This window comes from Paenibacillus sp. cl6col, from assembly GCF_900102125.1.
GTDB lineage: Bacteria > Bacillota > Bacilli > Paenibacillales > Paenibacillaceae > Paenibacillus_B > Paenibacillus_B suaedae.
In genome coordinates this window covers 738,349-758,728 of sequence record NZ_FNAZ01000002.1, presented here as the reverse complement: position 1 = coordinate 758,728, position 20,380 = coordinate 738,349, and the positions used below count along the sequence as shown (strand labels likewise).

The window sequence follows — 20,380 nt, the reverse complement described above, 5'->3', positions numbered from 1 at the left end:
ATCCAACACAAAAGACTAATGATATGTAATGATTCTGTATGATAGTTTTGTAGAATATGTATCCTGCATATATCCATGATTGTTGCAGATTATTTCCGTTTTAATTCTTCCAGCCTTTTTGCTCGTTCAAACGCTTTATGTAAAAACTCTTTAGCTGATAAATCCGCATAATCCCAATTCATGGCCTCTATTGCAATCGCGCCTGAATAACCCGTCTCCGCGATTTTTTTCAGGGTTGTAGACCAATCAATCGTGCCATCAAAAGGTAATCCATGTTGGGCATAACTTCCGTTATTATCATGTAAGTGTAGTGCCATCAGCCGAGAACCGTACACAGATAATAAATCATAGTCTGGATAATGGCGGTAGTGATGTCCGGAGTCATAACAGAATCCGATACGCTGGGAATCTACTTGCTCCAGCACATATGCTAAATTGGAAAGGTTCCATAAATTCTCCATTGCAACATTGACACCAAGCTGTTCAGCTTTTTCTGTGATTCGCTTGATTCTATCCAATCCCAATGTGTTATATGGATTGTCTTCGTTAGGCAAATGCACCACCATTGTCGGAATCTCAAAATCAGCGCAGTCTGCAACACATTGCAAATAGCAATCCGTTGCGGTTTCACCGTCCAGATTGTCAAGCCAGAGGTTGTTTTCGTTTTGGATTGGTGTGTGGATATTTTCGATAAATAGTCCCGCTTCTCGCGCTATTTGCGGCCCTTTGCGGTAATCGTTCCGACCAAAGCAGTCACGACCAAAGCCATCACTCCACCATATTAAAACGCCATCAAATCCAGCTTCTTTTATTAACTGAAAACGTTCCTTATTCGGCAATTCATAACCAAACCAATCATAAATGGTAAGCATAAGCCTCTTCCTTTCTTGCTTTTTTATCATAGCTTTTCCATAATTCATAGACTTTATCTCATTATAGTATACTTAATATTGGAAGTAGACAATAAATGATATCATTGCAAGAACGTATGATGATATCACCAGTGAGCTTCTCTCCCTCACAGTAATTTCGTTGTTCCATCTGAATACACTTTGATTGCTTCTGGCACCCGTTTTGGCTTGTATTATAATAAAGACTGCCAATAGATAGGCAGTCTTGTAGTCGGTCGTACTTCTAAAGCGGTGAAAACTTCGCAATTTCATCAGAAGTATAGATGGTAACTTTCTGTTCTTTGCTGTGTAAGGCGATAGCTTTCATGGCAAATGCGACCTGTTCTCCTGAAATAGAACGATATTTTCTCGCAGATCCCACAAGTACTGGATTCAGCATTTTCAAGATTATTTCCCCAACCTTTTCCCCTAACCGAAATTCTTCACGATTTCCTGTTAAAAGCGAAGGACGTAAGATGGACAGCCGCGGAAAATCCAGCGCAATCAATTCGCTCTCGATCATCCCTTTTACACGATTATAGTGAGACCATGATTTTTCATTTGCCCCAATTGCGGTAATTATGATGAAATGTTCGACCTTTTGCTTTTTTGCTAAAGCTGCTATGGTGCGCGGATACTCAAAATCCACCTTTTGAAATGCTTCGCGAGACCCTGCCTTTTTGATCGTTGTGCCTAAGCAGCAGAACACATCTTGTACTTCTCCAATATCCTCTTGCATGATTTTATCGAAATCACGAACAAGTACTTCTATCTTCGGGTGTGAATACGTTCCAGGACGTCTAACGATCATTTTCACCAGTTCGTACTCTTCACTGTTACAAAGCAATTTCACTAACTCGGCCCCTATGAAACCCGTTGCTCCTACCACTAATGCTGACCGTTTCGCTTCCATGTTCATCAATCCCATCCTTGCTACAATCCTAATGATATCTATATCGGTAAGAGATAAAATTCTAACGCAAGAACTTTTTGACCAATCTCAGTTTCTTCTCATTGTAAGGAGGCAAAATAAAACTGGTATCGATTTTTGTGGTCTTCTTTACAATGCTCTTATGATGTGAAAAAAGGTCGAAACTATATTTCCCATGATAGGCGCCTATGCCCGAATTCCCAACACCACCGAAAGGCAAATGATGATTCGCAATGTGAAGAATCGTATCGTTTACACACCCGCCACCAAAGGAAATTCTACGCAGCACCTCTTCCTCACAATTCTTATCCTCTGTGAACAAATACAGGGCTAATGGCTTCGGATGTTCTTGAATGGTGTGAATCGCATGGTCTAACTGATCGTATTCCAGAATCGGTAGAAGCGGTCCAAAGATCTCGTCTAACATCACCGCATCCGACCAAGATACTGCCTCCAGTAATGTTGGTTCGATATACAACTTCTCTCTTACTGATTTACCACCATAGACTACGTTATTCCTATCTTTTTCCAGAATTGAATTCAATCTATCGAATTGGCGTTCATTCACAATGCGGCCATAGTCCTTACTGTCCATCGGATCTTCTCCATAGTAATTCACGATGACCTCTTTCATCTTTGAAATGAGAGCGTCTTTGACTTCCGAATGGACCAACATGTAATCTGGAGCAATACAAGTTTGGCCTGTATTCATAAACTTGCCCCATACAATTCTTTTCGCTGCTGCATCTAAGTTCGCAGTCTTGTCTACAATGACGGGGCTCTTCCCTCCAAGTTCTAATGTTATGGGAACCAAATTCTTGGCAGCAGCCTCCATCACGATCTTTCCAACCTGTACACTTCCTGTGAAGAAGATATAGTCAAAAGGTGCATGAATAAGTGCTGACGTTATCTCCTTCTCCCCTTCTACGACGCGGATGTAGCTCTTATCAAAGATCTCGTTAATCATTTCATGAATGACCCGTGTTGTATTCGGTGTATGTTCTGAAGGCTTAAGTACCGCACAATTTCCTGCTGCAATTGCTCCAATAAGCGGTTCAATCAGCAATTGGAATGGATAATTATAAGGCCCTATAATGAGTACTGTCCCATATGGCTCTTTGACAATACGGCTTCTAGACGGCCATAAAGCTAGAGGGGTTTTTACCTTCTGGGGCTTCATCCATTTCTTCACCTGCTTCATTGTGTTCTTCATACTATCCAATACAAAGCCTATCTCCGTTGAATACGCCTCATATTCGCTTTTCCCTAGATCCTGATACAGTGCTTGTGTAATTCGGTCTTCATTACGCTTAATAGCATTTTTTAATTTGCTCAGCTGTTCAAGTCGAAATTCTAATGTTCTCGTTGTCCCTTGTTGAAAAAATTCTTTATGTTGCGCTATTATGCTATCCACTTCCATCTTCTCTACTTGATTCATCCGATACACTCCTTATCTCTTCTCACTATATAAACTCTTTATGCTCTTATCCATTCAACAATTCCGAACATCTAAATATCTAAACGTTCAAACTCTTCGACGTATATACGATTACAAATGCCTTTAGATTTGCTCTAAAGGCACTCATCTTCAAGTAACGAAAGTAGTTTTTTTAACGAATCAACAGCAGGATTCAAGGTTACGGAGTAATACCGCTCTGTACCGATCTTCTCCATCGTAACTAAGCCTTGATCCCGCAGCAATTTCAAATGATGAGATATCGCAGGACGCGATAATGTAGATTGCGCTGTTATTTCACCAACTGACATAGGCCCCTGTTCACTAAGCCACAGGATGATATCTTGACGATGCGGATCAACTAACAGCTGAAAAAATGGAATACATGTGCGAAATTGAGTTAATGCCTGTTGTCCCATACTCTATCCTTTCTTTCATAACGTTATAACGAAAGGTTTAAATACTTAAAGTCTTGAAGTAAGCGTTTTGTTAATCCATAAAGATAACAAGTATCTACAGATCCCCCGCGATCGAAGCATCCTTCTTTGTCAGCTTCAGATAGATCATATACACAATCCCAATGCCCATCCAAATGAACCCGAACTGTTTGGAAGCAGCGTCAAGACTGTACCAGACGTAGCCGATAATTACGAGTCCGATGAGCGGATAGAGCAGATGATTCAAGTAATCCCTGCTCTTCAGCTTCCGAAGGAAATAGTTGATTACCGACAGATGAAGAAACAGGAAGGCTGTCAATGCTCCGAAATTGACGAGCGAGGACAGAATGGCGATATGCGATGAAAAGCTGAGCGTGACGATCAGCGAAATTGCCGCGACGATCAGGACGCTCACATAAGGCGTTTGATACTTAGAGTGGACTTTGGCCAGGATCCCCGGGAGCTTCTTGTCCCGCGCCATGCTGTACAGGATGCGGGAAATGGCCGCTTGGGCCACCAACGAGTTGGCAATCCCCCACGCGAGTGCCGTGGCGATAATGGTTGTCCACTTCAGCCAAGGTCCGCCTGCGAGCTCGGCGATTTGATAGAAGGCGACATCAGCGTTCTCGAAAGTCGTGTAATCCGGCCACAGAAGCGCCGCAACCCAGGTTTGGACGATAAACATGATGCCGATAACCAGCAGAGAGAAGACGATGGAACGACCGACAGCCTTTTTGCCGCCGTTTGTCTCTTCTGCAAGCGTTGATACTGCATCGAAGCCAAGGAAGCTTAGCACCGCAATGGATACCGCCCCCATGATCGTGCCGATGTTGAAATGAGCTTGGTCATATAGGGGCTTAAATGTAAAGGTGGCGCCGTTAACCCCTTTCGCAACAGCAATAACCGCCGCAGTAATGAACACAGCAAGAATGAGCAGTTGCAGCGTGACTATGATTTTGTTTGCTTTTGCCGTAATCTCGATGCCGAAAATATTGATAACGGTATTGATGCCAATAAAGATCAGCAGCCAAACATAGGATGGGATCTCGGGAATTATTGCTCCTAGGGCTGAGGCGCTGATCAAATACAAAAGCGAAGGAATAAGTATGTAGTCGAGCAGAATCACCCACCCGGCAAAGAAACCGGCATGTTCATTGATGCCGCGTTGGGCGTAGGAATAGACGGATCCAGCAATCGGAAACGCTTCCGACATTCGCGCGTAACTCAGCGCCGTGAACACCATGCCGACCATGCCGATCAAATAAGCGAGAGATACCATCCCGAACGAGCCCTGCGCCACGTAGCCGTAAATGCCGAATGGAGCGATTGGGACCATGAATATAAGCCCGTAAATCAATAAATCCCAGAACGATAAGGAACGCTTGAGCTCTTGTTTGTACCCGAACTGTTCCAAATTAGCCAGACGCTCCGGCTGTGACGTCACGTTAGTCTTCAGACTTATCCCTCATCTCTCCCGGAAATTGTTGACTGTTCGAATAATTTGACATGATAAGCATCCAGCGCGCTATTCGGCATGAAGAATCTTGCTGTCATGAGCGGATCGACAATTTGCGAGATTTGCGATTGGCCGATGGCACTGCACAGCATCGTCAGCTCGCCCAAGGACAGCTCCATGTGGGGAAGCAGCGCATCGATCATGACTTCTACAGCCTTACGTGCCGCTTCATCGAGCGTAGGCTTGGATACGATCGAAGCTATCCCTTCTTGATTTTTCACAAAAGGATACGGGATGCTTGTCCCCTTGATGACTTCGAGCGTTACCGTTACACGAGCGGAAACTTCGATGCCGGAGACGCCGACTTCACCGTCCCCCATCGCTGCATGCAAATCGCCGAGGCCAAACAGCGCCCCTTCATGGAAAACGGGAAGATAGAGCGTCGCTCCGGTGGTGATCAGCTTCGTGTCCATATTGCCGCCATGCGCCCCGGGAGTGCCGCAGGAAATAGGCTCACCAGCCGGGGCAACGCCGATCACTCCGATCATAGGGGTCAAAGGAATGTGCAGCTTGTCATTAAATAGCGCCTTGCCGTTTTCTATGGGGATGATTTTGATTTGAAAGGCATCGATACGGTGCCCCATGACGCCAAGTCCGGGCCCTACAGCCATAACGCCTTGCTTGCCCAATTCAATTTCGTTGATATGTACTTTGAGGATATCGCCAGGCATAGCGCCTTCGACATAGATCGCTCCCGAGGCCGGATTGATCTGATTCCAGTCGATGGATTGGAACGTAGCTTGTTCCGATTGAATCTGATCCTTAAAACAATCGAAGGTATGGATGACAACACGGGAATTGGATGGAACGCGCAAAGCTTGCGAATTATCTTTGCTAAATGAGTAGAAAAATTGCTCGTTGGATACAGTAAACACTATGTACAAGCCTCCTTCAAGTTTTGCTTTCATAAAGTTTGTCAAATAAGCGGAAGCTTCAGCTTATTTCTATCGTATAACGGAAAACGATAGGGAGCAGTTTGCAGCCGTTGTCGAAAATAGAATGCCTCCGTCCAGCTTCGTACCTCACGGTTTCTTTTGAGCCCACACGTTGAATAATGGCAAACCGCTGGCCGCAAATATTCACCTCTCTTTCTATGGTTAATTATAGCAAGTTTCTACTCAAATAGAAGAAATCACACTAAAAATAGGATGTAGAAGGACACAACACAAGGAGGAGTCACATCTATATTAAAGGTGTTAAGGCAGACACTGTATCAAGCTGTCCGGAATATCCTGAAGATGTGTATACATCCGCCTGATTGCCTGCTTTGGCAGCCCTGCCATTAGAATATGTTCTCTAAGAAGATCAGCCAGCTTATTACCAAGGCTTCTCCATAATAGAGCTTGAATACATCGCCTATGTCCTGTTGGTTCCGCATGAGCCGATCCAGTACATCCTTTTGATCTGCACGATCAGAAATGGCGCTGACCATATAGGTTCTCGTCCATATCGTATGGTCGATCCAAACCTTCTGCATATCGACTTATGCGATCAAGACGCAGCGAATTTTATGGCTTTACACTTGATTAACAACATAAAGAGACCGAGGAATAGCTTCCTCGGTCTTCTTTGTTTCGGAATTGTGGAGACTACTTTCAGGAATTCCTGCACGGCGCTGAAGAATTACAATATTTCGATATACCCTTCTGTTCCATGCACACGAATTCGTTGTCCATCTTTGATCAGCTTGGTAGCATCCTCCACTCCTACAACTGCAGGCAAGCCATATTCACGCGCGATAACGGCTCCGTGGGTCATTAGTCCGCCAACTTCGGTGACGAGGCCTTTGATAGATACAAACAATGGTGTCCAGCTAGGATCCGTAAAGGCGGTGACTAATATATCTCCATCTTCGAGTTCAGCATCCTCCATGTTCAAGATGACACGTGCACGTCCCTCTATAACTCCGGCAGACACGGGCAGACCTACAATAGCATTCGTGGGGAGATTATCTCGTTTGTACTTCCCTACAATGATTTCGCCATCAGACGTGATAACACGTGGTGGGGTTAGTTTTTCATAGTGGTTGTACTCGTCTTTTCGTTTGCTGATGATGTGATAATCCAGTTTATTGGTGCGTACGACTTCGTGGAGTTCTTCAAGAGCGAGATAGAAGATATCTTCCTTTTCATGAATAATGCCCGCTTTTACGAGTTGTTCAGCTTCTTTCAGTAAAGCCTGCTTATACACGAAGTAGCGATTAATCAAGCTGTACTTTGGATATTCTCGAAACCCGCTGAAATTCCGGATGAGATTGATCATTCTTTTTGTTTCTTTGGCTTTTTGTTCGCCATCCGGCAATTGCTTTAATCGCTCTAATAACTCTTCTTCTTTCTTCAAAGCTTCTTGTTGTCCTTGCTCAAACTTCTGCTTGCTCGCATTAGGCTCAAAGTTTTTGATGTTGCCGAGAATCATGGGGACAAGCGTAGTTGGTTTCTCACTCCAACGCGTTCTCGTCATATCGATTTCTCCGGCACAGCGCATTCCATATTTGGCGAGATAAGCATCGATAGCGTGTCGGGTTTCCTGCCCGCCTTCTAACTTAAGCAGTTCATCCAAGAAGTGATCCTCTTTTACATGTTCTAAATAATCTATGACTTTTGGATAAGGACGGATCACATCTGCGACATCCAATAGCGCCAGACCCATTTCCGAAGTAATATTGCCCGGTACAGATTGAGAAAGTGTATCTGCAGCGTGTTTTTCACCTAACCACTCGTTCATGTTTTCATTGATCCATGCTGCAGCATCCATTGCAACCAGAATCACATCTATAATTTGCACATCAAATACAATCTTCTTTAATTGCTCGAGATCTTCGCAAATAAAATCCAACAAATCCGATCCTGATTTCGTTTGGATATTTTGTCTCAACGCTTCGAGCGATTCTTGATTACGCTTAATTGAATCAGGAACGATTGACGGATTGTTTTCAATTTCACGCATTTTATCTGCGGTGCTTTTATACGGATTTGGTGCTGTGGTATCAACTGGCAACGTCTTTATAAAATCTCGCTCTATTACGGTCATCAATGCGTCTTTGATTAGCGGATCGTTTCGTCCCAGGTAATGTAATGTATTGTCTCTGCTCGCCAGCATTGGGGTCACATCAACAAACAACCTGCCACCGGCTTTACGCATGGGTGCTGGATTTGTAAACTGGAAAAACGACAATCCCAGCGGTTTCATAGGATCGGTCATCATTTGTTGGTGACCGACAGATACATAAACGCGATTTTCCTGATCATTCGCTTCCGGAATCGGATATAACGTCGTGATTGGCCGACTCTGAACTATGTAAAAGGTATCCTCAACCAGACACCATTCGATATCTTGTGGGCAACCAAAATAGGCTTCGATCTGCCTTCCGATGCGTGCTAGTTGTAAAATTTGTTTCTCAGTCAGGGTTTGAGTCTCTTGCAGCTTAGGATCGATCTGTTGTGTCTCTGTTCCGCCTTCTTTTCGTCCATAGACCGCCAATTTTTTGGCCGCGATCCTCTTATCGATGATCTCCCCTTCCTTTACTTGATAACAATCGGCAGAGACCAGGCCAGAGACCAGTGCTTCTCCAAGTCCAAAACTGGCATCGATGGATATCACCTTTCGGTTAGACGTAATCGGATCAGCGGTAAATAAAATCCCCGAAGCTTGTGGGAACACCATCCTTTGAACAATAACGGCTAAATAAACGTGACTGTGGTCGAATCCATTTTGCATCCGGTAAATGACTGCGCGATCCGTAAATAGGGAGGCCCAACATTTGCTGATATGCTGCAGGATGGCTTCTTTGCCGATAATATTTAAATAAGTATCTTGTTGACCAGCAAAAGAGGCATATGGCAAATCTTCAGCAGTCGCACTGGAACGCACAGCATATGCATGTTCCTCGCCAAACTGGGAGAGATATTGAGATACTGCTTGCACAACATCAGAAGGAATTTCTACTTCCAGAATGATTTCTCGAATCTTCCTGCTGATTTCACCAATTTGATCTCGATCCTCAATGTTTAGCATCGTCAGTCGATTGAGCAAAGAATGGTACGTTTCGTTTTGCTCCATTGCTTTTTGATATCCTACTGTTGTCACACAAAAGCCTTCTGGTACTTGGATTCCTTCAATTTTTGATAACTCCCCTACATTCAACCCTTTTCCGCCAACGAGCAATAGCTGGTTATTTTTCATTTCCTGAAAACCGAGAACGAAAGAACTCATACCCTATCTCCCCTATCCATTCATTTTAGAATCAGCTCGGTACAACTGACCACATGCCGCGTTAATGTCCGCTCCGAATTGAGTTCGGACCGTAACGTTCACACCGAACATTTTCAACGTCCGCACGAACGTTTCGATCCTCTCTGGATCAGTTGGCAAGTAGCTCTGAGGCGTTACTTCTGTTGAATTGTAGGGAATGAGGTTCACGTGGTAGAGATGTTCCCAAGCTCCCCTTCCCCTTAACAGCGCAGCAACCGCTTTCGCATGCTCCGCCGAGTCGTTGAACCCTCGAAGTAAAATATATGCGATATACACCTTTCTTCCTGTATGTCGGATATGGCGATCCAAAGCATTCATCACGTCGTGGAGCGAAAACCGCTTATTGATCGGCATCAGTTCGCTCCGTTGATCGTCGAACGGCGAGTGCAGCGAGAAGGTTAGATTGACCTGTGGAAACTCCCGCGTCAACCTCTCGATTCCTGGCAACAGGCCGATGGTGGAAATGGTAATCCTTCGATGTCCTAAACCGAAGAGATTTGGATTGGTCAAAATCGCCAGCGCATCGAATAGGTGCGGGTTGGCGAGCGCCTCCCCCATGCCCATGAAGGACACGCTGTCCAAGGCGTGGCCGTTCAAGTGAAAGTGAAGCAATTGGTCGGTAATTTCGTCGGCGGTCAGATTTCGTTTCAGCCCGATGGTACCCGTGGCGCAAAAGCGGCACCCGAACCCGCAGCCGCACTGCGTGGAAATACAATACGATTTCCATCCCCGTTTATAGGAAAGTCGTACGGCCTCTATGCGTTCATCCCCACCGATGGCAAATAGGACCTTGCTGACCTGCTGCGATGTGAGTTCCTTTACCGGAATAACGCTGGAGACGTTCGGGCCAAGCGTTCGGGCCAACTCTTCTCGTAAAAATTTCGGCAGTATAGTGATCCGTTCGTATTCAGCGATTTTTTGTTTGAAAATAGCGTCTATAATTTGCCCATACCGGTACGCGGGCTGCTTGAAATCGGACAGGATCTGTCCTATCGTTTCATATTTCGAGGTTGGTTTCATGTGTTCTCCTTACCGCCGGAGAAAATGCAAAAAAGCAACCATCATCTGGAGCTTTCATGCGTCATTAACCAACTACTGAGGCAAAAACACGATTGCGTTTGCGGACATCATCGCTACGTGCATCTGTCGATAAATTGGTATACCTCCGGCAACAGATTTATCTTGTTGTGAACCGAGTCAGCCGGTTGGAACCGGTTCACAACATCATCTACAACCTCAACCTCAATGCTCATTGTTTTCATCCTCCTAGGGTGTGTTATATGTTCAGTTCCACCATTTTAGTTGCGATATGTTTGCAAAACTCGCTGTCGTGCTCCACAAATAGGATAGTTGGCGCATGCTCCAGCAGCAGTTCTTCAATTTGCATCCTGGAAATGACGTCGATAAAATTAAGCGGTTCGTCCCAAATATGCAAATGAGCGTGTTCGCAGAGGCTTTTCGCAATCAGTACCTTCTTCTTCTGACCGCCGCTATAAGAAGCAATGTCCTTTTCAAATTGCAAGCGCGAAAAATCGAGTTTTCTCAAAATCGCTTTGAACAAGCTTTCGTCAATCTCGCTGGATCTGGCGAATTCCGACAAATTGCCCTGCAACTGCGAGGTATCTTGTGAAACGTATGAAATTTTCAACTGGCTCCCTTTCCGAAACACACCGGAATAAGGAATCTCCTCGCCGCAAATCAGTTTGAGCAAACTGGATTTGCCAGAGCCGTTCGGACCGGAGAGCACGATGCGATCCCCTTGCTCGATAGTAAAGCTGATATCGCGGCATACGTTCTTCTCTCCATAATGAATCGAAACGCGATCAAGCTCGACCAATTGGTGTTTATGATAAGTCATCTGCGATATTTTCAGGCTTTCCGAGCTATCGACGTTTCTCAGAAGCTGTGATCGTTCCTCGATCGCAGAGTGCTGTCTTTGCTCGATCGATTTGGATCGCTTCATCATTTTGGCGGCCTTGTGACCGATGTATCCTTTGTCGACCTTGGAGCCGGAGTTGCGGGTGCCGTTTTTCGTTTTTTCTACTTCGTGCGACCAGTTGCTCGTTCGCTTGGCCGCTTCGGACAGCCTCTTAATGTCTTTCCTCAGTTTTTCGTTCTCAGCCAGTTCGAAATTATCCTGTCTTTGTTTGTTCTCCCACCAGTCTGAGAAATTTCCGTTCTGAATCTCGATATTGGTCTTATTGATCGAAATGATATGATCTACACAATTGTCGAGAAACGCCCGATCGTGTGACACCAACATAAAGCCGCTCTTCCCGTTCAAATAATCACTTACCAGCTTCCGAGCATGCAGATCCAGATGGTTGGTCGGCTCGTCGATAAGCAAAAAGCTGTTCTCCTTCAAAAACAGGACTGCCAGCATAACCTTCGTCTGTTCTCCGTTAGACAACGAGTCGAACGGTCGGTATAACACATCCTCTGACAACTTCAGCAGCGAAAACTCGCGCATGAGCTGCCAGTGCTCGTAGTCGGGATAGATGTCAGCTACCACATCGAATGTATACTTTTCCTTGTGTTCGACATGGAACGGGAAATACTCGAAGCTGACGTTAGAGGAAATCGTTCCGCTGTATTCATACTTACCGAGCAACAGATTGAGAAACGTAGTCTTGCCCCGGCCATTCCTCCCCGTAAAGCCTAATTTCCAGTTGGTATCGATTTGTAAACTTACATGCTCAAAAATGTTGTCGTAACTGCCGTCATAGGCAAACGTCAGATTTGTTACCTTGATCAATGACATTCCAGAAACCTCCTTGGTTCACAAATAAAAAAGAGCTGCAAGAAAGTTGACCTTTCTTACAGCTCAAAAAAATAAAACAAATCCAACCCTACACAGAGTCAGATAAGGATATATTTTGAGTGAAAAGAATAAGGTAACTTTCTTGCCAATAAAGAATAAAACAGCACAAATAGAACTTGTTTTATTCCTTAAAAGTTAGCAAGAAATTCTACATTACCCTCTTCAACTCCTATCGTAAGTGTTAGCGCAATAGTAACATACCAGAAATTTCATTGCAATAAGAAATGGCAGCATTTAATCTTTATGAGTCATGAGTAATTAGCCGCCACCCACTTCGGTGTTACATTTTCATTTGTAATTTTAATAGTCACGTAAAAGGCGTCTTCGGATTATTTTAGTCTCTTTTTGGTCTTGAATGAAGCACATACCGATTAATTGGTCGCCCTACGCCTCCATAATTCACCTCTAGATAGACATATCCTGTCTTTGACAAATATTCGAGGTATCTTCTTGCTGTCACTCTCGCAATCCCAACCCCTTCAGCTGTTTCTTCAGCGGATAGCTTACCACCTTTATCAGCCATTACCGCAAGCACTTGTTTAAGTGTTACTGGATTTAAACCCTTTGGCAGTTCTTCCATAGGTATAAACAATTCAGCAGGTGATGATGATTCGATAATGTTCTTGTCTCGTATTACACTCTGCCCTAGACTCTGCTCTAGTAGAGAAGATCCATCGTTCACAGTGCTATCCGTTCGGATCTCATCTCCCATTTGCAGAATACGATCAAGCTGCTCTTGGGTAACTGTATGATCGTCGGTTAACGTCTCGTATCGATCACGATAACGTTCCAATGTCCGTCTAACCCGCTCTAGTTTAAATGGCTTGATAATATAATCTACTGCACCATTTCGCATCATCGCTCGCAATGTTTCCGTCTCTTTGGCGGCCGTAACTACGATCACATCCACTGGTAGATTACGCGCTCTAATTTCCTGCAGCGTGCTAATTCCATCAAATAAAGGCATAAACACATCCAGAAAGATTAGATCCGGCTTCAGTTCTTCGATCATCCGCAAGCCATCCTGACCGTTGCCTGCCGTCCCAATCACTTTATAACCATTCACCCGTTCGATGAACATGCGGTTCACTTCCTGAACCATTGGATCATCTTCAATCAGCAATACTTGCACGATATGCTTACATTGCTCCTGCATCTCTTGTCGCCTCCTTCATCGGAAAAACGATTTCCATTGATGTTCCGAGTCCTGGGGAGGATTCACACCGAAGCTGCCCTTTACCTTTTGCAATAATCCCACTTATCAGAAATAGGCCTATCCCACGATGCTCTCCACTTTTGGTCGAGAAGCTGCGTTCCAGCATTCTTGCTTTCGTGTCTTCTGTCATACCACAGCCATTATCCTCAACTAAGATCGATAAATAATCTTCATCTTGTCCAATGTACAGATACACTGTCTTCTGATCAACCTTGATATTGGAAAGTGCATCAAATGCATTTTCAATCAAATTGCCTACCAGAAGCACGATATCTCGCCGATCAAGCGAATCTGGAAATTGACGCAAACCGCAATTCGGATCGATGATCACATCTATATCAAGCTCATTTCCGCGACTGATCTTACCAAGCAGTAAGCCTGCAACTCCATCATCCTCAAAATGCTCCTGCATAAATCGTGTTGTCTCTTCATGTTGATCAGATACCTCAAACAAATATCTTAATGCTTCTTCATGTTTTCCAAGCTGGAGAAGTCCCGCAACGGTATGCATTTTATTCGTATGCTCATGATTTTGGGCTCGCAAGGCATTCACAAATTCTCGCACACCTGTCAGTTCTTCTGCCATATGCGTAACCTCCGTGCGGTCTTGAAAAATCGCTATGGCTCCCTGTGTAACACCCTGCTCGATTATGGGTATTCGATTGCTCCAAATGAGCGTATCGCCAACCAGCAATTCGTGGTTCAAGAGCGGCATCTTTACCTTAAGTACTTCAGGCAAGCGAGAGTCTGGAATCACATCCCAAATGTTCACCCCAATAACATCCTTGGACACACCAAAAATGCGTTTAGCCCGTTCATTGAAAATCGTGATTCGCTCCTTGCTGTCGATGGCGATTACGCCTTCATGCATAGCTTGGAATGCTGCCGTATGTTCACGAAACATCGTGGCGATTTCATGCGGCTCTAGATTATACATCTCTTTCTTGATATGTTTGGCAAGCATCGCTGAGCCCATCATTCCAAACGAAAGCGCTAATATAATCATTACCATAACCGATCTGAGTTGCTCGGGGAAAATATCCTTCATGGTAGGCAGAAGTCCTCCTGCCATTACAACGCCAACCTGCTCATGCTTCGCGTTCATGATTGGCACGAATGCCCGCAAGCCAACACCTGCTTCACCTTTTACTTTGGAAACGTACATATGCTCAGCAAAAGCTGCATCCGCATCGTCGCCACTAAAATACGTTCCTATTCGGTCCGATAGAGGATGTGATAAGCGCTTGCGATTCATATCCAGCACGACAATATAATCAGCCTCATTCAGCATGCGAATTTTGTCAGCAACGGGAGCAATATGCTCTGCTCCATTCTGCTCATTGATATATTCTGCCACTCCCGGTAGATTAGCAACGGTTTGGGCAGTCGTAATAAGCCGTTGACGTAGGCCCTCTTCTTTGACGCTAGTCAAGCTTCCTAGCAAGACTTCCACAGCAATAAGAAGGGAGAACAGAACCAAACCGAATGAAAGTAAAATAATTTTCCAATAGATCCCTATTCGGTTCAAGTCTATTGCCCTCCTTTTCGAAATATTTACCTTTATCTGCTATTGTGCAATAATAAGTCTAATTTAGCAACTGGGAGGAGACAAATTTGAAAGCGATTGCAAGTATTGGAATGTTCATTATTGTTGGATTGTTAGCTGCATATCTCGTCGGATATCAACCAAACTGGAATGAACAGCTCTATCAGGATGATGAACAAACTGGACTTAAGCAACGGATCGTCATCAAATTCAGTCATGTAGTTGCTGAGAACACACCAAAGGGCCTCGCTGCAGCTGAATTCGCTGATCTAGTAAAGAGGAAATCAAAGGATCGCGTCGAGATACAAGTGTTCCCAAATGGCATGCTATATGGTGAGAATAATGAAGTTGCTGCACTTCAGCGTGGTGATATTCAAATGATAGCCCCATCCTTCTCAACCATGAGCGAGATCGATCCAGCATGGCTAGTCATGGATCTGCCATTTGCTTTCAAAGATCAGAATGAAGTTGAAAGCAAGCTGAATGGTTCGCTTGGAGACAAGCTATTCCAAACGCTCAAACCGCATGGCATGAAGGGAGTCGCCTTCTGGTCCAATGGCTTTAAACAAGTGACGAACAATGTACGGCCTATTCTGGGGCCTCAAGATTTCAAAGGACTAAAGTTTCGCATACAGCCCAGTCCATTAATTGAACGGCACATTAAGAACTGGGGAGGGAAGACAAGTGTTATTCCTTTTAACGACGCTTATCGCAATCTAGCCGACGGCTCAGTAGATGGTCAGGAAAACACCATATCGAATATCGTAAGCAAACGCCTCTACCAAGTACAGAAATATATGACGATTAGCAATCATGGATATTTGGGCTATGCCGTTATCTTCAACAAATCCTTCTGGGATAGCCTGCCTTCCGATGTGCAACAGATGCTCATGGAAGCACTGGATGAAACAACAGAGCAGGCAAATAAGAAAGCAGCTAGAAATGAGACTCATATGAACGAGATTAATACGAACCAGAATTTGCAGATTTCCATATTAACGAAAGAACAAACAGCGGAATGGAGGATAGCCTCAAAGGAGCTTTATAAAGATTTCGCATTGAAAATCGGAGCTGATGTAATGAGCGAAATCTCTGGACCTTAAAGACCATAAAGAACAATATGACCATATGCTTGTCACCTTCTCCCCTCTCTCTTACACTTAAGCACATCGAATAAAGCGCTTACAATGGTGAAAGCGAGGGGTAAGAACATGAAGTTAAAAAAAATCATGAAAAACATGACCGTTCAAGTATTAGTCGCGATTCTTCTTGGGGTTCTCTTCGGACAATTTTTCCCTAAATATGCCGTTGAACTGAAGGTGCTTGGAGACATCTTTATCAAGCTTATTAAGATGGTAATTGCACCAATCATCTTCTTCACCGTAGTACATGGAATCGCAAGCATGGGCGATATGAAAAAGGTCGGACGGATCGGTGGTAAGGCATTATTGTACTTTGAGATTGTAACAACCATAGCACTTACAATTGGCCTACTTGTAGTAAATATAGTTAAGCCAGGCTCTGGAATCGATATTTCAAAGGCTACAGGTGACGTTGCACAATATGCGGAGAAAGCGCATGATAATAGTGTAATGGGCTTCATCATGAACATCGTGCCTGATAATGTTATCGGGGCTTTTGCTAGCGGTGAGCTTCTTCCGGTATTGTTATTTGCTGTCCTGTTTGGTTTTGCTCTAACCGCTATTGGTGAAAAGGGGCAAGCCATCATTTCTTTATTTGATAAGCTCTCACACGTATTTTTTGGTATCGTTAATATCATTATGAAGGTTTCACCAATTGCCGCTTTTGGTGCTATGTCATATACGGTTGGCAAATTTGGTCTTGGCTCGTTGTTCACACTTGGCAAGCTGATGGGTTCTGTTTATTTGACCATGTTCCTATTTATAATCGTCGTACTCGGATTCATCGCCAAAGTATTCGGATTCAACATCTTCAAGTTTATCTCTTATATTAAAGAAGAAATCTTACTGGTGCTTGGTACCTCTTCATCCGAATCTGCTCTGCCGCGAATGATGTCAAAGCTCGAGGCATACGGTGCTTCCAAATCCGTTGTGGGACTCGTTATACCAACAGGATACTCCTTCAACCTGGACGGTACATCGATTTATCTGTCAATGGCTGCGCTGTTTGTCGCTCAGGTATCTGGTGTTGATCTAAGCATCTGGCAGCAAATTACCCTTCTGTTCGTATTGATGCTAACTTCCAAAGGTGCTGCTGGGGTTACAGGATCAGGATTCATTACACTTGCTGCAACTTTAGCTGCTTTCCCATCCATTCCGATCGCAGGCATGGCCCTACTGCTGGGTGTTGACCGTTTCATGTCCGAAGCTCGCGCAATTACGAATTTAATCGGTAATGGTGTAGCAACCGTTGTTATCGCCAAGATGGAGAATGAATTTGATCCGAATCGATTAGAAGCTGATGAGTCTACTGTAAAGAGCGGCAGCGGCAACATTGCCTATAATTAAGGCTCTCAGAAAGAGATTTTCGATTATTTATAATTGTAAAAAAGGATGAGTTTAGATCCATCAATAAATGTGGATCTTGCTCATCCTTTTTGTTAATATGCTGCTGTTTTAGAATGGTGACGAGGCCTTTGTATAGATACAAACAATGGTTTCCAGCTAGGATCCGTATAGGCTGTGACTTCCATCTTCTAGATCAGCATCTCCCATCGATCTCTCCGGTACATCGTATTCCATATTTATTGTGAAAAGCATTGATCGCGTCTTGGGTCTCCTATCCACCCTTCAACTGAATCAGTCCATCAGTATAGTTAACTATAATCTTATTATGTAAACTATAATCTTATTATGTAAACTATAAATGACTTCCAATCACTTCTGCGTCATCCAATAGCTCCAGACCCATTTCCGAAGTAATATTATTAGGTACTGAAACCCTGGTGAAGTCTTCCATTCATTGCTTTTAACACTTCCACTTGTTTGATTCAATTTTACTTAGCAATTCTTCCCGAGCCCTGTCATGTCAGAGTGCGATTCTGAGTATTTTGGTAGTAGCCCCCACGATAGATAAGATAAGGAGGTTCATTATGCAGAGGAAGAGTATACATTCAAGTAGAAGGTCTGCTGTAATGGTTGGGTTGTTATTCATAGTCGGATTGGTGGCAGGGATATGTAGTGTTGTGCCTGTTATTGATGGAGCAGACTATCTGGTCAACGCATCCACAAATGAAAATCAGGTGCTAATAGGAGCGTTTGCTCAGTTGTTAATGATTGTTGCCTACGTTGGTATTCCGATTTTGCTGTATCCGATGTTAAGCAAGCATAATAATGGTCTTGCTCTAGGCTCTGTTGCCTTTGGCATCATTTCAGGTGTGTTCATTATGATTGGTGTTATCATTCTTCTGCTGTTATTGACAGTAAGTCAAGAGTTTGCAAAGGTTGATGCTCTGAATGTATCCTATTTCCACACCTTGGGTGAATTGTTGCGGGACGGTCGGGATTTGGTGAACCATGTAGCAACAACACTGACATTTGTTTTAGCTATGTTCTTGTTTACCTGCATATTCATCCAAACCAAAATCATTCCCCGTTGGTTGTCAGTTTTGGGTTTGATTGGCTCGACACTATCTATATTGGCAAGTCTATTATTTATGATTCGCTTCATCGGACTGGACACAACCTACATGATACTTAACGTGCCGATCGCTTTTCAACAATTGGTATTGGCTATATGGCTGATCATGAAAGGATTCAATCGGGCGGAATAGTTTCTATTAAATATTCCGTTCCTCATACTCAAAGGGTTCTTCACATGAGTAAATGTCATGGAAAAAGCCCTTATACGGGATATCCTCTTCCATACATTTTATGAGATACGACAGTACCTCGTCACTCCTTGGCTCCTCACCGCTGTTCTGCATCACCTCGAAGTAGTCGACGATATTTTCCATGTCACACACCTGAATAAATAAAGGTAACTGATCCAACATCGAATCTTCGATCTGGGTCTCGGATCTGTATCCCTCGAGGACTATTTCAAAATAATCATCCATAAACGTTTTACGTTTAGCGGCATCTGGTTCAAATTGTACCCAGCCCACTCCGCTTATCCAGAGACCTGCCAGATCAAACATATACCAAGCGAAACATGAATTATCGAAATCATATACGGTTATTTGCCCGTTATCAAAATCTATCGAATAATTCCCATCGTTGTAATCAAAATGGTTCATACCGAAAGACTCATGGCTTCTGTCCAATCCTTCTAAGGTATGAAGGAGCTCTACCAGCTTCTTCTTAAGAAGAGAGAGGGAGTCGGGTATCAGTTTATTGATATATTCGACATTATATTTGTCAAAAAAGCTATACCTGCGATGGACAGGAGTATACTCTTTCGATATGTGGTGCAGTTTCCCCAGGGTTTTACCACAGTTATAAAAGTATTCGGAGAGAGGAACCCCTTCCCGGTACCGATAATGATTTTCCACAAGCAATTTTCCCTTGGCCTTTTCGAACAGGCAGATATAGAAGGTATGATTTTTATGCGTGATCTCTTCCAGCAGATTCCCCTTTTGGGAGCTGACTACATTCGAGACACTTCCGCCATGCTCAAATAAATATCGGATATACTCCACTTCGGCCAGGAAATCTCCCCGCTTCCTGTCAGGTAAGAAGGCGATTCTGAGAATTTTAGCGTCAGCTCCCTCTTTCTCACAGGTATATACGACATTCCGCCCTCCGTCATGTGCCGGAATAAGCTTAATTTCATAGCCTTCTAATCCGAACAACTCCGTTACTACTGGAAGTAAAAAGGTATCTCCGATTGAAACAACATCGTTATGAGTCATGATATTTTCTTTAGTTTGCAATCTCTAAGTGCACCTTTCTTTGTAAATATTCATCATTAATCTACAACTTGACCTAATTGATAACCACCTTGTTTAGCATTGACATTCCACTCCTTCCAGAATTATCTACTTCAAATTGTACCTAAATATCCCAATCAAAGTCTAGGGATTTTCTATATCCAGCATTTTGCAAAAAAAATCCATGAAGCGATTTTCATCAACGACTTCTGAACTTTAACGGGCCTTATTGGGTCTACCCTATCCATATTGGCAACCATATTATTTATGATTCGCTTCATCGGTCTGGATGCAGTCTACATGATGCTGAACTTTCCAATTGCCATTCAACAATTGGTTATTGCTATATGGTTAAACGTGAAAGGATTATTGCTTATTTGTATATCTGCAAAAAAGAGAACTAAATTCAGTTCTCTTTTTTGCGCTTTAATGATTTCACAAGAAAAGCTAATGGCCGACAGTGA

At 43.7% G+C, this 20,380-nt stretch carries 15 protein-coding genes and 1 pseudogene; 3 read left to right on the top strand and 13 right to left on the bottom strand.

Translation table 11 applies throughout. The annotated features are described in order from the left end of the window. Window positions 1–89 precede the first annotated feature (89 nt). The 12 genes and pseudogenes from BLS15_RS07460 to BLS15_RS07405 form a co-directional block, all read right to left on the bottom strand. Window positions 90–920: a sugar phosphate isomerase/epimerase family protein gene (locus BLS15_RS07460; protein ID WP_231515139.1), complete on the bottom strand. Its 831-nt coding sequence runs from the start codon at window positions 918–920 to the stop codon at window positions 90–92. Window positions 921–1,134: 214 nt separating this feature from the next. Next, window positions 1,135–1,809, bottom strand: a complete 675-nt coding sequence (locus BLS15_RS07455; RefSeq protein WP_231515140.1) for an NAD(P)H-binding protein — start codon at window positions 1,807–1,809, stop codon at window positions 1,135–1,137. A gap of 55 nt (window positions 1,810–1,864) precedes the next feature. Further along, window positions 1,865–3,259 carry an aldehyde dehydrogenase gene (locus BLS15_RS07450; protein ID WP_028532919.1) on the bottom strand — a complete coding sequence of 465 codons (1,395 nt, stop codon included), beginning with the start codon at window positions 3,257–3,259 and terminating at the stop codon, window positions 1,865–1,867. Between the two features lie 134 nt (window positions 3,260–3,393). Next, entirely contained in the window at window positions 3,394–3,696 is a 303-nt protein-coding gene (locus tag BLS15_RS07445; RefSeq protein WP_028532920.1) for an ArsR/SmtB family transcription factor, read from the bottom strand. A 94-nt stretch (window positions 3,697–3,790) separates the two neighbouring features. Beyond that, the gene (locus BLS15_RS07440; RefSeq protein WP_254777305.1) at window positions 3,791–5,158 is read right to left on the bottom strand and encodes an APC family permease; all 1,368 of its coding nucleotides are present in this window, start codon (window positions 5,156–5,158) and stop codon (window positions 3,791–3,793) included. A 14-nt stretch (window positions 5,159–5,172) separates the two neighbouring features. Next, window positions 5,173–6,108: an acetamidase/formamidase family protein gene (locus BLS15_RS07435; RefSeq protein ID WP_231515164.1), complete on the bottom strand. Its 936-nt coding sequence runs from the start codon at window positions 6,106–6,108 to the stop codon at window positions 5,173–5,175. A gap of 367 nt (window positions 6,109–6,475) precedes the next feature. Beyond that, window positions 6,476–6,713: pseudogene (locus tag BLS15_RS07430) on the bottom strand (glycosyltransferase); the annotation flags it as partial. A 140-nt stretch (window positions 6,714–6,853) separates the two neighbouring features. Continuing rightward, on the bottom strand, window positions 6,854–9,442 hold the full coding sequence (gene ppsA, locus BLS15_RS07425; RefSeq protein WP_028532923.1) for a phosphoenolpyruvate synthase: 2,589 nt from the start codon (window positions 9,440–9,442) through the stop codon (window positions 6,854–6,856). A gap of 12 nt (window positions 9,443–9,454) precedes the next feature. After that, entirely contained in the window at window positions 9,455–10,501 is a 1,047-nt protein-coding gene (locus tag BLS15_RS07420; RefSeq protein WP_028532924.1) for a Cfr family 23S rRNA (adenine(2503)-C(8))-methyltransferase, read from the bottom strand. Between the two features lie 256 nt (window positions 10,502–10,757). Further along, window positions 10,758–12,242: an Lsa family ABC-F type ribosomal protection protein gene (locus BLS15_RS07415; RefSeq protein WP_090510777.1), complete on the bottom strand. Its 1,485-nt coding sequence runs from the start codon at window positions 12,240–12,242 to the stop codon at window positions 10,758–10,760. Window positions 12,243–12,636: 394 nt separating this feature from the next. Continuing rightward, on the bottom strand, window positions 12,637–13,458 hold the full coding sequence (locus BLS15_RS07410) for a response regulator (RefSeq protein WP_090510772.1): 822 nt from the start codon (window positions 13,456–13,458) through the stop codon (window positions 12,637–12,639). Then, window positions 13,442–15,046 (bottom strand): ATP-binding protein, encoded by a 1,605-nt coding sequence (locus tag BLS15_RS07405; protein WP_090510769.1) that lies wholly within the window; start codon window positions 15,044–15,046, stop codon window positions 13,442–13,444. The genes BLS15_RS07410 and BLS15_RS07405 overlap by 17 nt, the downstream gene beginning before the upstream one ends. An 86-nt stretch (window positions 15,047–15,132) precedes the next feature. On the opposite strand from BLS15_RS07405, the gene BLS15_RS07400 reads away from it, so the two are divergent. The 3 genes from BLS15_RS07400 (at window position 15,133) to BLS15_RS07390 (ending at window position 18,818) form a co-directional block, all read left to right on the top strand. Continuing rightward, window positions 15,133–16,167, top strand: a complete 1,035-nt coding sequence (locus BLS15_RS07400; RefSeq protein WP_175460733.1) for a DctP family TRAP transporter solute-binding subunit — start codon at window positions 15,133–15,135, stop codon at window positions 16,165–16,167. A gap of 108 nt (window positions 16,168–16,275) precedes the next feature. Next, the gene (locus BLS15_RS07395) at window positions 16,276–17,553 is read left to right on the top strand and encodes a dicarboxylate/amino acid:cation symporter (RefSeq protein WP_090510765.1); all 1,278 of its coding nucleotides are present in this window, start codon (window positions 16,276–16,278) and stop codon (window positions 17,551–17,553) included. Window positions 17,554–18,137: 584 nt separating this feature from the next. Beyond that, on the top strand, window positions 18,138–18,818 hold the full coding sequence (locus BLS15_RS07390) for a DUF4386 domain-containing protein (protein ID WP_090510761.1): 681 nt from the start codon (window positions 18,138–18,140) through the stop codon (window positions 18,816–18,818). A gap of 6 nt (window positions 18,819–18,824) precedes the next feature. Here the strand turns inward: BLS15_RS07390 and BLS15_RS07385 are convergent, their stop codons facing one another. After that, the gene (locus tag BLS15_RS07385) at window positions 18,825–19,898 is read right to left on the bottom strand and encodes a phosphotransferase enzyme family protein (RefSeq protein ID WP_090510984.1); all 1,074 of its coding nucleotides are present in this window, start codon (window positions 19,896–19,898) and stop codon (window positions 18,825–18,827) included. Window positions 19,899–20,380 lie beyond the last annotated feature (482 nt).